The following is a 14,718-nucleotide window of genomic DNA, read 5'->3' as shown; positions in this document are numbered from 1 at the left end:
TGAGGTGACTTCATGAAACCGAAACAAACCATTATACATTTGCCAGTCTACCAACCAGGTAAGCCTATTGAGGAAGTGAAGCGTGAGCTTGGCCTAACTGAAGTGATTAAGCTTGCTTCCAATGAAAACCCATTTGGGTCATCTCCACATGTGAAGGCTGCAATTGAAGCAGAAATAGCTAATATTAGTCTATATCCAGATGGAGGCGCCGTACAATTAACTGAAGCTGTAGCAGCTTCATTAGGCGTCCAGACGAATCAAATTATTTTTGGCGCAGGCTCAGATGAAGTTATCCTTATGCTAGCACGTGCTTTTCTAGTGCCAGGAGATGAGTCCGTCATGGCTTCACACACATTCCCGCAATACAAACACAATTGTGAAATTGAGGGTGCGGTTTCCATTGAGGTTCCATTGAAGGATGGTACGCATGATTTGGATGCCATGGCTGCTGCCATTACTGATCGTACAAAAATTGTTTGGATCTGTAATCCGAACAACCCAACAGGGACGATGAATACAGATGCGGAAATTAAAGCTTTCTTAGCTAAAGTTCCTGCACATACGATTGTTGTTCTTGATGAAGCTTATTGCGAGTACAACACAACAGGTGAGTTCCCAGATAGCATTGAGCTTATTGGTCAATACAAGAATGTGATCTCCCTGCGTACCTTCTCCAAAATCTATGGGCTTGCTTCACTTCGAATTGGTTATGGTATTGGGCATCCAGATGTCATTCGTTCGATTAATCAAGTGCGTGAGCCCTTCAATACGACTCGCTTCGCACAAGCTGCTGCACTTGCGGCAATTAAAGATCAAGATTTCATCGCAAGCTGTCGTGAAGCAAATACATCTGGTTTAAACTACTTAGAAGAACAGTTCAAACAACTTGGGCTGCAATCGTTCCCAGCACATGGAAACTTTATTATGGTGGACGTAGCTCGTCCAGCGGCAGACGTATTCAACGGTTTATTGCGTCGAGGGCTAATCGTTCGTGGTGGTCATATGTTGGGCTTCCCAACATCACTGCGTGTCACAATTGGTTCAAGTGAGCAAAATGCAAAATTCATCGCGGCTCTTACGGAAGTTCTTGCAGAGGTTCCAGTTCTAGTCTAATTCAGAAGATAAAGGTTGATTCTTGTCATGACGAAAATAGCAATATTCGGAGTAGGTCTGATTGGTGGATCTCTTGCCTTATGTTATAAAGGAAAACCAGACTTTACCGTTGTCGGTCATTCGCCCAATCCGAACTCCGTCCAAAAGCTGCTGAAACGGAATGTTGTCGACTATGCAACTACCGATATGGCAGAAGCGGTGGATGGGGCTGATTATATCTTCCTGTGTGTGCCCGTGGGTAACTTGGAGGAATATGTTCAGAAGTTGATGAAGCTGCCTTTGAAACAAGGCTGTATCATTACGGATGTGGGCAGTACGAAAGCTTCAATCACAGAAAGTGCAGCAGCGCACTTGAAGGAAGGCTACTATTTTATCGGTGGTCATCCGATGGCTGGCTCTGAGCGGCACGGAGTGGAAGCTGCTTCGTCGCACCTGTATGAGAATGCTTTCTATGTATTAACTCCAGCAAAAGATACACCTCAGGCTGAAGTGGATCGTCTGACAAGTCTTCTTAGTCATACTAAAGCGCAAATCGTGCAAGTCGATGCTCGTGAACATGATGACATTGTCGGTGCTATCAGCCATTTACCGCATATTATCGCTGTCGCACTTGTAAATCAAGTAAGAAGCTATAATGAGAGTAATCCCTTGTATCAAAACTTGGCAGCAGGCGGTTTTCGAGATATTACTCGGATTGCCTCAAGCGAACCGACGATATGGCGTGATATTCTAGTTAACAATCGTGAAGTTTTACTTAAGCTGCTCAAGGATTGGAATGATGAGATTTCTCGTTTCGTTCAGCTGATTGAGCAAAGCAATGGTGAGGGGATTGCGGAGCAGTTCCGTATTGCTGGAGAATTCCGCAGCAAGTTACCGGAACGTCGTAAGGGTGTTCTAACTTCACTATATGATATTTACGTGGATGTACCCGATCACCCGGGTATCATAGGTTCCATTACATCGCTGCTTGGAAATGCTCGAATCAATTTGAGTAATATTCAAATTATCGAGAGCCGAGAAGATGTACCAGGGGTTCTCCGATTGTCTTTCCGTAACCAAGAGGAAGCGGATCGCGCTTCGGAGTTGTTAGGCAAAGAATATGCAGTGCACGCATAAATTTTGAATAATTTTTATCATTTCTGGACTTTCATTGTGTTGGCATTCGCCATCGCAGAGGAAGTCCTTTTGTTATATTTATGTTACGGATTCACAGGTCTAAAGGCTCATGTTATAATGGGTCTTATTATTTATTTATACACTATTTATTGTTATGGGGCGGTTGATCTGAAGTACCGAATGTTCATCGTAAGCATCCTAACGGTCATGATTGTCTTGCTTAATTTTTCACCCATTTTAGTAAGTGCGAAAGATGTGTATTATTCCAATGAGGTTGCCGTTCTTGTCTATCACCACATTGACGAACTTGAACAGAGCTCTGTCACAATCACGCCGAGGCTGTTTGAGCGGCAGTTAGTATCGTTACAACGGAAAGGGTTCCATTTCATTACCTTGGACCAATTTAAGGATTTCAAAACCAAAGGAAAGCCAATACCGGATAATGCGTTGCTTGTCACATTTGATGATGGGTACGAAAGCTTCTATACATACGCATATCCAATTCTAAAGAAGCTTCAAATCCCTGCTGTAAATTTCGTCATTACGAAAGATTTGGATGATCCCAAAAGGCCGAAGCTGGTGTCCTTATCCAAAGATGAGATTAAACAGATGCGTAGTGAAAACCCTAATATTGAATTCCAAGGGCACTCCGATGAGCTTCATGCAATGAAAGATGGAAAGCCTATGTTATCCAATAAGGTTATTCTAGATGGAAAGCTAGAAACCGAGGTTGAGTTTAAGAGTCGGGTTATTCAGGATACTCGCAAATGTATTTCCAAACTCAAGGAGCTGAATGCTTCAAAAAATGTGGATTCTTATGCTTACCCGTATGGTAGCTACGATGATACGACGATTTCATACTTGCAAGAAGCAGGAATCCAATACGCTTTTACAACGAAAGCCGGTATTGCTTCAGAATGGACGGATCCGATGCAAATACCGCGAATCAACGGAGGAAGTCCTTTTGTTCGTCCGCATTCCATTAGCAATTTGATCAAGCAGGCTAAGAGAGAACAATCACAATTAGCCAGCTCAAAATGATTCATGGTAAACGTTTTCAAAAAAGTGTTGACAGAATGAAACCGTATACATATAATAAAAGTACAGTATGGTTTCTCTCCACTCCTATCCGATAATCGCACCATAAGTGCAACCGCCGATTCGGCGGTTTTTTTTTGTCTTTTTGTCTTTATTTAAATACATATAAAAGGAATGCGATTTTATGTCGATAGTAGAGTAATGCTTGAAATATGAACTTTATCCAACAATTTGTCGAATCTAGCAGGAATCTCGTCATGAATCGAGAATAGATAAGAGGCTTATTATTTGCCAAATTTCGCACTCACATTTTTTTTACTAATACAACGCAACTTTTCACTCCAACACAAGTAAAACATGTATGAACAGTTGGAGTGGTACCCGGAATCGCGAGGAGGGTCGCCACGTAATGACCGATTCCCAATTGATCAGAGAAATCAAGGATGGAAATGTTCAGCTGTATAACGAGCTTATGCGTCGTTACGAGCGTAAAATCCTTGCCTTTATTTTTCACATGCTGAAGAGCACACAAATGGAAGCTATCGCGGAAGATTTGTGTAATGAAACTTTTTATAAAGCGTACCGCAGTTTGCATTCTTTCCGTGAGATCGAGGCATCTTTTTCGACGTGGTTATACACGATTGCCCGTAATACCGTATTGAGTGAGCTGCGCAAAAATAAAAGTGTCCAGGTATCGTTGGAGCAAAGCGGTCTTACACCGCATGCTTCTTTTGATGCGATGCCAGAGCAGGCCATGTTGAGGAACGAAAAGGTGTCCATGGTTCGCGAAGCGATTAATAGCTTGCCAGAAAAGCAAAGATCAGCTTTAATTCTACGTGAATATGATCAGATGGATTATCAGGAAATTGCCAACATTTTAGGACAAACCGTCAGCTCGGTGAAATCGCTCCTATTTAGAGCGAGAGCATCAGTCAAATTGCATCTGGATCCTTATTTCAGTGAACCGATATTCGAAGAATCGAAGGGATGACTAGCGATGAAGTGTAGTGAGATCCAGGAATTATTTGGAGTCTATTGGGATTTACCGAATGATGACCTGCGTCGTACAGCAGTGGATAAGCATTTAGAAACATGCGACTCCTGTAAAGAAGAATTTCAAATATGGGAAGAGAGCATGATTCTTATCCGTACTGCAGCAACTGACGAGGAACTAACGGACTTTGAGCCTATAGTCTCCACAAAAGTAATGAGCCGTATCTACGAGGATGAATCATGGCGAATTCCAGTTTCAGAACGAATGTATTCGATTTCCTATAAATTAAGAAGAAATTTAACAGCGGTTATTGCGTTTTGTCTAGCTCTTTTTGTGTTTAGCTTTTTATTTGCCATCGTATATGATGGTTCCCCACAGTCAACAATGGCTTCCGCGGACAATTCACTATACGACCTTGAAGCACCTCAAGCCCTAAAAATTAGCGGTACAGAATCTTTGAACGGACATAAGTTAGGTGATGCAGTAGCTAGTTTGAATCCAAGTTTCATGGAACCATTGCGCTTTCATGTTGGACCGATCCATTCGTACCCCCATTACTTATTAGTTGTATCTCTTCTCGGCCTAGTTGCAACCATTATTATCATGAATTGGTTATCAAGAACGAAAACTTAATGCTCCTGGTGGAGCATTTTGCATTTCTAGCGATGGAGGTTTAAACATGACAACTATAGGGTTCATACGCCACGGAAGCACAGAGTGGAATCGATTAGGCAAGCTGCAGGGACAGCTGGATACAGATTTAACGGACGAAGGCAGAGAGCAAGCTAGATTACTGGGGCTGCGTTTATCTCAGGAAAGTTGGGATGGCATCGTTAGCAGTGATCTAAAGCGAGCGAATGAAACCGCACATATTATCTCTACTCTATCCGGCATCCCTCTATTGCGTACAGATAAACGCTTAAGAGAGCGTAAATACGGGTTGGTCGAAGGAACTACTGTCGCTGAACGTGAAGAGCGCTGGGGAGCCGATTGGAAGCTTCAGGATTTGGGTCAGGAGTCGGACAGCGAGCTTTGGGCAAGATGGATAGAGCTTGAAACGGAGATTTTGAATCAGCACCCTAGTAAGAAGATCTTACTCATCTCGCATGGTGGTTTTATTGTTCAGATACTTCGTGTTTTGAAATTGAATCAAGAGGAGTTCCTGCAGAATACATCATTGACCTTGTTGTTGCGACAAAGAGATCAATGGGAGCTTCAGTTGTATAATTGTTTAACCCACTTGCAAACGACCGCGGAACCAACCAATGGTTTAAAAGTAAACATGACTCGATAGAGTCATGTTTTTTTTGTTTGTCACGGAATATTTTCGGGAAAAAATCCCATAATGGTTACTAGAAACATCGGAGTAGAAAGCTCAGCCAGATGGGAGATGTAGGATGGAAATGAACCTAGCGGATATGCTCAGCTATGCCGATATCCATGAATTAGGCCGAATTGCACATACCTACGAGTGTGAGTGCAATGGTCATTCTAAGAATGAGTTGATTCAATCGATCCTGAGTACGGCCATGCGCAAAGACATATTCGAAAAACACATTCAAAGTCTTAGTTTGGAAAACATTCGCTTCCTCAATTCCTTACTCTCCGACCCTCGCAATGCGTTTAGTATGGAAGAACTCATCGCTAGAGTTGGGCAGTCGCGCTTTCAGAAGGAAGAGTCATCAGAAGGTTGGAATCCAAGGGATATGATCCTGAAATTCAAGAAATTAGGTTGGTTGTTTAACGGGTACTCTCAACAAACCAAATACCTTTTTCATGTTCCAGCCGATTTAAAGCGAAAATTTAGTGATGTACTAGCGAAACAATTCAAGCAAGATTTGGTGAAAACGGAAGAACCATCGGTCTATCGTGATGAACAATTACTTCTAGTTGACGACATATTTCATTTCTTAACCGCAGTTGCCCAGCAAGAAATGCCATTAACAGCAGAAGGGTTTATGTACAAAAGACAGCTTGGGCAGCTCCTCAGTATTTTATCTGTTCAAGAGGGGTTGGTAGCAAAGGGGACATGGCGATTCGGTTACGGGCGTATGTTTAAGGAATACCCGAATCGATTTTCACTTATCTATGACTATTGCTATTACCACCAATTCATCAGCGAACATGACCTGGTGCTTCGCATTACAGAAGCAGGTAAAGCGCGTTTACTGGAAGGGAAGAAAGAAACAGTTACGGATGTGTATTCGTTTTGGCTAAGGCTTTACAAAAATCCTATTCCCAATCTACAAAGTATATCGGTTTGGCTGGATCGACTTTGTGATCAATGGGTGACGATGGCTTCGATTGTAGAGTTGTTTAGTAAATTAGTTAAACCATTTTACTATGACGGTTCAGAATCTATTGTTGAGCAGCGAATCATTCAAATGATGATGCACTTGGGCCTGATCCGGATAGGTGAAGATCACACGTATGGGGCTGTTATTCAGGTCACCAAGCTAGGCTCCAAAGTGATTCGAGGAATCAGTATTGCAGAGGAAGACAAAGTGGTACTCTTCTGAAATCTAGGTATTAACACATTCCCGTTCAAACGGGCTTTTGAATGAAGCGTAGTATTAGCTAGTGAATATGATGTAATAGGAGCATAACAACGGGTTGGCGTACACCAAAATGCAGACACATATTTTTGCGAAAAAGAAGCTCCTGACAAACCGCGGACAACATTTGGAGGTAGGTCTCATGGGAAAAATGAATGTATCTAACGATGCGCTGCTGGCACTTTTCGCGGAAATGATTTGGGATAATGCCTTACGCAAATATAGAGAAGAAAATCTTTATAAGGAAATTGATAGCGCTCTTGCTAAAGGAGATCAGACATCCTTTTTGGCGCTAACGTCTGAATTAAGGATTTTACAATCACTAGGGTAATCATTAGCTGCGCATGAGAAAGTAAACATGAAGACATGAGGATTCCAATCCCATGTCTTTTTGTTTGTGGTTTACAAGTTTAAATGGACGGCGGAATACTTGATTGACAGCTAAGAGAGGACGGATTAAAGTACTTAAAGTACAAGTTGAGCTTGCGCTACATAGCGGATGTTCTTTTGGTAAATGATAGGGAGGCGCTACACCTTGAAGTTTAATGAGATTGTTGCACAAGAATGGACGGAATTGAAACCCTACTTGGATACGTGTCTTCTTCCTGTGACGGGGCTGACAGGGGATGAAGATCCAATGCAAGTGACTACCGTGTTGGAGCGGCTCCGTGATGTCATGGAAGTTATCGAGATTCCTTACAAGGGCAGAGTTGTCACTTATCCAGCTCTTCATTACATAGCAGATACGGATGCAAGTGAGCAAGTGGATCGCATCGTACATCAATTGAAGAAAAGCGGGTTTCGTTACATAATCGTGTTAACCTTGCATTCGGAAGCAATACACTGGAAATCCGCTGAAACAGATTTGTTGATCATTGTCGATAAAGAGCAATGGGTGCAGCAATCAGAGGCAATTAGATCAGGTATTTCCAAACAAGTACAGCAACTATGGTACCCTGTTGAGTAACTTTGGTGATGTCGTGTATTAATGGAAAAAAAATGTGCAAGATAAGGGTAGTAATGGATGAATGTGGCTTGCAAAAAGTTGTGACAATTTCGTTAAAATTTGTCCGAAAGCGAAGATTTCAATCCAATAAAAGGAGTTATGAATTCTTGACGACCTAGTAGACGTAGGCTATTATTAGAAATGTCCTAGTTATGTAGTGTAATGTCGAACGACACGTGATAGAGGTAGCTGGTGTCCGAGAGGGTTCGGACTTCGGCCAATGTAGGAGGGTAGACCTGAGAATGAGTGATCATAACAATCACAATGAAGAACAGCATGGGAAGAAACCCGGGACCAAACGCGAAATGTCTCGTCGACAATTTCTTTCTTATACCCTTGGTGGCGCTGGTGGATTCATGGGAGCCGGGATTATCATACCGATGATTCGGTTTGCCGTTGATCCAGTCCTTCAGCCAAAAGCAGCATCGGATTGGGTTAAAGTTGTCGAAGAAAGTAAAATTACGAATGTTCCACAAGCGTTTACGTTCCAAGTCCATCAGGTAGATGGCTGGTACGAAAGTGATGCTGAACTCGTAGCATGGATTTCCAAAGACAGTAAAGGTGCTCTGTTCGCGTTAAATCCAACGTGTAAGCACTTAGGTTGTACCGTCAACTGGAACGATAACCCTGCTTACAAAGATCAGTATTTCTGTCCATGTCACGGTGCGCACTATACGCAAGACGGCAAAAACCTTGCAGTAGCACCTAAACCGCTAGACGAATACACAACAAAAGTAGAGAATGGTTTCGTGTATGTTGGACAACTGCATGCTAACACTAGAGTATAAGGGGGCGTCACGATCAGATGTTTAAAAACGTATACAACTGGATTGACGAACGTCTTGATATTACGCCTATGTGGAGGGATGTAGCGGATCACGAGGTGCCAGAACACGTTAACCCTGCTCATCATTTTTCCGCATTCGTCTATTGTTTTGGCGGATTGACGTTTTTCATCACAGTAATTCAAATTTTGTCAGGTATGTTCCTTACCATGTATTACACACCTGATATTATCAATGCGTATGCAAGTGTTGATTACTTACAACATAAAGTAGCTTTCGGTGTTATCGTAAGAGGTATGCACCACTGGGGAGCTAGTTTAGTTATCGTAATGATGTTCTTACATACCCTGCGCGTGTTCTTCACAGGATCTTACAAAGCTCCACGTGAAATGAACTGGGTAGTAGGCATGCTCATTTTCTTCGTTATGTTAGGTCTTGGTTTTACGGGATACCTGCTTCCATGGGATAACAAAGCTTACTTTGCAACACAAGTAGGTATGAAAATTGCAGCATCGGTACCATTCGCTGGTCCGTACATCGAAACATTGCTGCAAGGCGGAAGCATTGTTGGTGCACAAACACTAACACGGTTCTTTGCTATTCATGTGTTCTTCCTGCCTGGCGTTCTGCTCGCTTTGCTTGCCGGACACTTCTTCATGATTCGCAAACAAGGTATTTCCGGACCGCTATAATTTAGGGAGGGGCGAATAGCGTGGCGCATGGTCATAAGTCTGATGAAAAAATCGTTTACGTAGGGGATTCCCGCGTAATTAAGAAAACGCAAGAACAACGACTCATTCCTAGAGATTACTCTGCTTACCCAGGTAAATCTGAAGCCTTCATTCCAAACTTCTTGTTGAAAGAGTGGATGGTTGGTGTCGTTGTCTTGGTCGGTATGCTAGTTTTAGTAATGTCCGACCCAGCTCCGTTAGGTTATCCTGCGGATCCGAAGAACACAGCATTTATTCCGATGCCTGACTGGTACTTCTTGTTCATGTATCAATTGCTGAAGTATCCATACACATCGGGTGATTACGTAGTTCTTGGAGCGGTTGTAGTACCAGGTTTACTATTTGGTGGTTTATTGCTAGCTCCATTCTTGGATACTGGTAAAGAACGTCGCTTCTATAGAAGACCAATTGCTTCAAGCCTTATGATTTTATCTTTGATTGCTTGTACATACCTAACGTACACATCTTGGTCACATTACCAAGTAGAGCTTAAAGAGAAAAACATCATTCCAGAGCACATCAAGCGTGAAGAAGAAATGCACGCGAACAAAGGTGGCGCAGCTGGTGAAGGTGCGAAGAAAGAAACGAAAAAAGCAGCTGCAATTGTTGCTGCAGATGATCCAGGTGCTGCGATTTATGCGAAAGCAACTTGCTTAGCATGTCATGGTGCACAGCTTAAAGGAATGCCAGCTTCTGGTGTACCAGCTTTGTTAGGTGTAGGCGATGGACACACGAAAGATGACATTATGGGCATTATCAAAAATGGTAAAGGCAACATGCCTGCCATGTATAAGCCTAATATCGATAAAGGCTTAACTGATGCCGATATTGATAAATTAGCTGAGTGGTTATCCAAACAAAAAACTCAATAAAAGTAGAACCTGGTCGCGAAAGTGATCAGGTTTTTTTTGAAAATTTTAGACTGTCTGGGTATCAAACTTGATTCTAAAGGAGGAGCCTAAATGTCCGTCTCCTATTTCTGGAGCAGAGACTTCTTGCTAAGTAAGAGAATGCTTTGGTTGCTATTTATTAGCAATTTGCTAGGAACCGTTTATGGCTATGAGTGGTACTGGATTCAGATGGTAGATACGATTGCAGAAAGTCCGATATGGTATGTGTTTTTTGTACCGGATAGCCCGACAGCCAGTTTGTTTTTCACTCTTTCAGTTGGATACTTGATCTTGGATAAATCTTCAGTCAAACAGGCGAGTAAGCTTTATAGGGCTGTACGCGGCTTTATTGAAGCATTCGGACTTATCACTTCATTTAAGTATGGGATATGGGCAGTTACGATGATATGGGCAGGTGCTTGGCACGGATCAACTGTTGGTTGGGATGGATGGATGTTAACAGCATCTCACTTGGCAATGGCTGTGGAAGCGCTGTTATTTGTTCGGTGGTTTTCATTCGGACTTCCTGCCATTGTACTTGTAGCGATCTGGACGTTTTGGAACGATTTTATGGATTATGAAAGAGGAGTCTTTCCAAGGTTACAGCGCGAGCTTCACCCCTATTTGGGGACGATTCAATTCTTCACTATTTGTTTGAGTATTATAGGAATCTGGATCGCTATTACATCACTTATGGTTAGAGAGAAAAGAATGTTGAAAGCAAATACTTAATGGTCTAAAGTGGGACGAACCTCCATATGATGATGGTGAAGGAGGGGATGTCCCATGTTTTCCGATAGAACGATAAGAGGGATAGCGGTGACTTTCTTACTCGGTCTTGTTCTTAGTTTACTTGCAGCTTGCGGTACCACCCCACATAAAGTCGGACAAGCAAGTAAACCTATAGACCCAGCACAAGTAGAACGGATTTCGTTTTTAAATCAGATTGCCGAAGAGATGTATACCCTAACGATGTCCGGACAGGTTGCTGAGGCCAGAAATAAGTTGATTCAATTATCCGATCAAATCCCAAAAATTTCATTCGAAGGAATTACGTCCATTGAGGGATTGAATGCTTTGACGGAAACAGTGACGGATGCCAAACGTGTTTATAATGCGGTTAATTACTCGCCAGCAGACGGACAAGTTGCCGTTGCCAAAATTCGACTAGCAACTGATGCACTCTCACATAAGAACCAGCCGATGTGGCTTCAATACTATAAGGTTCTGCAAAATGATAGTCAATTGCTAAGTCAGCAAGTAAAGGCGAATAAGCAGCAAGAAGCGATAGAGGAATTTGGTAGGCTGTCCCAGCATATCGCCATTATTCATCCTTCACTGATCATTAGCCGTGATCCATCATCCGTTGAGAAGTTAGATTCGTTAATCGTCTTCCTTCGAACAAATGTGAATACGAAACCTATGCCTTTAAGACCACTAGAAGCTGGAATCGTAAATTTGAACCAAGTGCTAGATGAAATCTTTATGAAACATAAAGATGCGCTCGCTTATGTGCCTCTTACGGATCCGTATCATCCCATCATCTGGTCACTCAGTATAGGTGTTATTATCATAGGTGTTTTATCGTATGTAGGTTGGCAAATGTACCAATCTGGACGACATATTGTTCCCGTTAGGCAAACAAAGGAAAGTGAAAATAGATAAAAAAGTGGATTAAGCAAGCTCAGATGGGCTGTTTAATCCACTTTTTTTACATTGACGGTAAACCTCTCAATTTGTCTTAAAACCCTCACCAATGACCTCATGGACATCTCCAACGATGATGAAGGCACGTGGATCAACGGCATGAATTAACTCTCTTAATTGCCTTGTCTCATGCCGGTAAACGACACAATAGACGACTTCCTTCGTGTTACCTGAATAAGCACCACGCGCAGGGAAAAGCGTTACTCCGCGATCTAGCACTTTGGTGATGGACTCTGCTAGGACACCTGGCTGTTCACTGATTATCGTAAATGCTTTTGCTGCATAAGCGCCCTCTGATATGTAATCAATAATCCGAGATGTGACGAATACCGCTACAAGTGAATAGAGCACTTTTTCTTTGGGGAGATAAATGAAAGAAGAGCCAATGACGACGACATCAATAATAAGGATGACTTGTCCGACACTCCAGCCTCTTTTTTTATGACCAATGCGAGCTAGTATATCAGAACCGCCTGTTGTTCCACCGAATCGGAATACAAGCCCAAGACCCGTGCCTAGCGTAATCCCAGCATAAAGGGTTGCTAGAAAGTAGTCTTGTGTGGTGTGAAAGGGCACTAACCAACCCATATGGATTAGCCATTCCATGACCCACAGAAAGAACGAGAGGCAAATGACGCCGAAGATTGTATACAGCATGGGACCCTTACCAAAATTACGCCAACCTAAGTAAAATAAAGGAATATTAAACACGAGGGTGGAGATGGATGGAGGGACATCAAGCACGTATTTGAGTAAAAGGGATATACCCGTTAATCCGCCTTCCATGAGCTCATTCGATATGACAAAATAATGCAATCCAAACGCATAAATCGCAGTTCCAATCCCAATTCCCAACACATTGAGAAATTGATCTGCGAACCTTTCTTTAAATACCATGTGAATTCCTCCATGCCTAATATGCTTGCCTTGTCTAACAAAAAATTTGTCAACTTTTCTCGTTTAGTTTAACATAAGGAGGATAACCTTTGTGAAGAGGATAGAAAGAAGGATGCCAATGTCAGAACGTACACTTAAAGACCTGCAACAAGAGGTTGATACTTATATTTCCCAGTTCAAGGAAGGATATTTCAGTCCTCTTTCTATGCTGGCTAGAATGTCTGAAGAAGTTGGTGAATTAGCACGTGAGGTGAATCATTCTTACGGTGAAAAACCGAAAAAAAGTACAGAAGCGGACAATTCAATCGAATTGGAGCTTGGTGATATTTTATTCATTACGATCTGCTTTGCGAATTCACTTGGCATTGATCTGACCGAAGCGCATGATAAAATCATGCACAAATTCAATACCCGGGATGCAGGGCGTTGGACTAAAATTAACACCGAAACGAATTGACCTTCATAAACTAAACCATCCCCATGAATCGGGAATACCGCTATTGGCAAAGGAGGATGGGCAGATGAATGGAGAAAATCAAATACAAAAAGCATACGAATCCATACTGGGGCATGATTTTGAAAAGGCCATTGAATGGTTTGAAAAAGCGATTGCTGAAGAACCAAACAATGCTGCCTATCACTACAAACTTTCCATTACTTTCGCAAGAAGTAATAAGCTAATTAAAGCCGTGGAGCATGCATCAAGAGCGATCGAACTAGATCCATCGAACGAGGTATATCGTTTTCATTTGCAAGTGTTGAATGCACGTGAGCTTGTTGAACAAGCCAGAAGGCAGCTTACGAATCAGTCTGCTCATGCGGAGCGCGCTATTTTTCTGCTGAAAGAAGCGATTGTGCTTGATCCACTAGCCATTGAAGCGTATCTTATTCTAGCTGAAGCCTTCGCGTTGCGAAAGGATTATACCAGAGCTTATCAAACCGTTATGGAGGCAGTCCGTCTAGAGCCGCATCACGAGCTTGCTAAGCAACATGCCACGATTTATAAGAGCAAGATGAATTCAGAGATGGGCCCGAAACATAAATAAAGGAGATCATCACAATATGGAGCGTAGAATACGAGTAGCAGTTATCGGAGCAAGTGGAAGAATGGGGCGGGAGGTCGTCAAGACCGTTCTGCGTGAGACTGATATGGAGTTAGTAGCAGGAGTAAGTCGTACCTCCGGCCCCATTGATCTGGGAAGAATGGTTGGTATGGATGAATGCGGGATTCTCATGGGTAACGACATTGAAAAGGTCCTAATTGAATCCAAACCTGATGTGTTAGTTGATTTTACAGGACCGCAAACGGCGGTTTCACATACAAATCTTGCGATTCGCCTAGGGATTCGTCCCGTGATGGGAACGACGGGTTTCACCCCTCAGGCTATTGCTGAATTGGACATGCTATGTCGAGATAGCCAAATTGGCGGATTAATTGCACCGAATTTCTCCATCGGGGCAATTCTAATGATGAGGTTCGCTGCCCAAGCTTCAAAATATTTCCCGCATTTGGAAATTATCGAATATCATGGTGACCAAAAGCTAGATGCACCTTCCGGTACAGCGGTGAAAACTGCTGAGCTTATTTCAGAAGTTCGTGAAGAAATTAAGCAAGGTAATCCGAAAGAAGAAGAAACAATTGAAGGTTCTCGCGGTGGGTATTACAATGGATTCAGAATACATAGTGTGCGTCTACCAGGTGTATTCGCTCAACAGGAAGTTATTATGGCCGAACAAGGTCAAGCGCTTAAAATTCGCCATGACTCTTATGATCGTGCAGCCTATATGCCAGGTGTAGCGATAGCGGTTCGTAAAGTTATGACCTATACCGGAATGATTTATGGTTTTGAGCATTTTATAGATTAGAGACCCCTAGGAGAGTGGAA

At 42.5% G+C, this 14,718-nt stretch carries 18 protein-coding genes; 17 read left to right on the top strand and 1 reads right to left on the bottom strand.

Annotation, left to right across the window (positions count from 1 at the left end; genetic code table 11):
* Positions 1-12 precede the first annotated feature (12 nt).
* From hisC to ACSQ8P_RS21765, 14 genes are all read left to right on the top strand, one after another.
* The gene (gene hisC / locus ACSQ8P_RS21830; protein WP_436237103.1) at positions 13-1,113 is read left to right on the top strand and encodes a histidinol-phosphate transaminase; all 1,101 of its coding nucleotides are present in this window, start codon (positions 13-15) and stop codon (positions 1,111-1,113) included.
* Between the two features lie 27 nt (positions 1,114-1,140).
* Positions 1,141-2,229, top strand: a complete 1,089-nt coding sequence (locus ACSQ8P_RS21825; protein ID WP_436237102.1) for a prephenate dehydrogenase — start codon at positions 1,141-1,143, stop codon at positions 2,227-2,229.
* Between the two features lie 180 nt (positions 2,230-2,409).
* Positions 2,410-3,270 (top strand): polysaccharide deacetylase family protein, encoded by an 861-nt coding sequence (locus tag ACSQ8P_RS21820; RefSeq protein ID WP_436237101.1) that lies wholly within the window; start codon positions 2,410-2,412, stop codon positions 3,268-3,270.
* A gap of 406 nt (positions 3,271-3,676) precedes the next feature.
* A complete protein-coding gene (locus tag ACSQ8P_RS21815; protein ID WP_436237100.1) occupies positions 3,677-4,258 on the top strand; it encodes an RNA polymerase sigma factor in 582 nt (193 codons plus the stop codon).
* A 6-nt stretch (positions 4,259-4,264) separates the two neighbouring features.
* Positions 4,265-4,894, top strand: coding sequence for an anti-sigma factor family protein (locus ACSQ8P_RS21810; RefSeq protein WP_436237099.1), 630 nt, complete (start codon positions 4,265-4,267; stop codon positions 4,892-4,894).
* A 46-nt stretch (positions 4,895-4,940) separates the two neighbouring features.
* On the top strand, positions 4,941-5,555 hold the full coding sequence (locus ACSQ8P_RS21805) for a histidine phosphatase family protein (protein WP_436237098.1): 615 nt from the start codon (positions 4,941-4,943) through the stop codon (positions 5,553-5,555).
* A 103-nt stretch (positions 5,556-5,658) separates the two neighbouring features.
* Complete coding sequence (locus ACSQ8P_RS21800) at positions 5,659-6,780, top strand: hypothetical protein (RefSeq protein WP_436237097.1); 1,122 nt, start codon at positions 5,659-5,661, stop codon at positions 6,778-6,780.
* 178 nt (positions 6,781-6,958) lie between these two features.
* Complete coding sequence (locus ACSQ8P_RS21795) at positions 6,959-7,147, top strand: IDEAL domain-containing protein (RefSeq protein WP_056616951.1); 189 nt, start codon at positions 6,959-6,961, stop codon at positions 7,145-7,147.
* 204 nt (positions 7,148-7,351) lie between these two features.
* Positions 7,352-7,783 (top strand): DUF2487 family protein, encoded by a 432-nt coding sequence (locus ACSQ8P_RS21790; RefSeq protein ID WP_436237096.1) that lies wholly within the window; start codon positions 7,352-7,354, stop codon positions 7,781-7,783.
* A 281-nt stretch (positions 7,784-8,064) separates the two neighbouring features.
* A complete protein-coding gene (locus tag ACSQ8P_RS21785) occupies positions 8,065-8,610 on the top strand; it encodes a ubiquinol-cytochrome c reductase iron-sulfur subunit (RefSeq protein ID WP_056614289.1) in 546 nt (181 codons plus the stop codon).
* Positions 8,611-8,627: 17 nt separating this feature from the next.
* The gene (qcrB, locus tag ACSQ8P_RS21780) at positions 8,628-9,299 is read left to right on the top strand and encodes a menaquinol-cytochrome c reductase cytochrome b subunit (RefSeq protein WP_028554311.1); all 672 of its coding nucleotides are present in this window, start codon (positions 8,628-8,630) and stop codon (positions 9,297-9,299) included.
* Positions 9,300-9,319: 20 nt separating this feature from the next.
* Positions 9,320-10,210 (top strand): c-type cytochrome, encoded by an 891-nt coding sequence (locus ACSQ8P_RS21775; RefSeq protein WP_056614286.1) that lies wholly within the window; start codon positions 9,320-9,322, stop codon positions 10,208-10,210.
* A 90-nt stretch (positions 10,211-10,300) separates the two neighbouring features.
* Complete coding sequence (locus tag ACSQ8P_RS21770) at positions 10,301-10,960, top strand: DUF1405 domain-containing protein (protein WP_436237095.1); 660 nt, start codon at positions 10,301-10,303, stop codon at positions 10,958-10,960.
* Between the two features lie 54 nt (positions 10,961-11,014).
* Complete coding sequence (locus ACSQ8P_RS21765; protein ID WP_436237094.1) at positions 11,015-11,893, top strand: sporulation protein YpjB; 879 nt, start codon at positions 11,015-11,017, stop codon at positions 11,891-11,893.
* Positions 11,894-11,959: 66 nt separating this feature from the next.
* On the opposite strand, the gene ACSQ8P_RS21760 is transcribed toward ACSQ8P_RS21765, so the two are convergent.
* Positions 11,960-12,832, bottom strand: a complete 873-nt coding sequence (locus ACSQ8P_RS21760) for a YitT family protein (RefSeq protein ID WP_436237093.1) — start codon at positions 12,830-12,832, stop codon at positions 11,960-11,962.
* Positions 12,833-12,950: 118 nt separating this feature from the next.
* On the opposite strand from ACSQ8P_RS21760, the gene ACSQ8P_RS21755 reads away from it, so the two are divergent.
* The 3 genes from ACSQ8P_RS21755 (at position 12,951) to dapB (ending at position 14,698) form a co-directional block, all read left to right on the top strand.
* Positions 12,951-13,289 carry a nucleotide pyrophosphohydrolase gene (locus tag ACSQ8P_RS21755; RefSeq protein ID WP_056616948.1) on the top strand — a complete coding sequence of 113 codons (339 nt, stop codon included), beginning with the start codon at positions 12,951-12,953 and terminating at the stop codon, positions 13,287-13,289.
* Between the two features lie 64 nt (positions 13,290-13,353).
* Complete coding sequence (locus ACSQ8P_RS21750; RefSeq protein ID WP_436237092.1) at positions 13,354-13,878, top strand: tetratricopeptide repeat protein; 525 nt, start codon at positions 13,354-13,356, stop codon at positions 13,876-13,878.
* A gap of 16 nt (positions 13,879-13,894) precedes the next feature.
* Positions 13,895-14,698 (top strand): 4-hydroxy-tetrahydrodipicolinate reductase, encoded by an 804-nt coding sequence (gene dapB, locus ACSQ8P_RS21745; protein WP_436237091.1) that lies wholly within the window; start codon positions 13,895-13,897, stop codon positions 14,696-14,698.
* The last annotated feature ends 20 nt before the right edge of the window (positions 14,699-14,718 follow it).

Origin of the sequence: Paenibacillus sp. LjRoot153 (assembly GCF_964253085.1) — a bacterium.
In the GTDB taxonomy this organism is placed as follows: domain Bacteria; phylum Bacillota; class Bacilli; order Paenibacillales; family NBRC-103111; genus Paenibacillus_E.
This window is presented reverse-complemented; position numbering and strand designations above follow the sequence as displayed.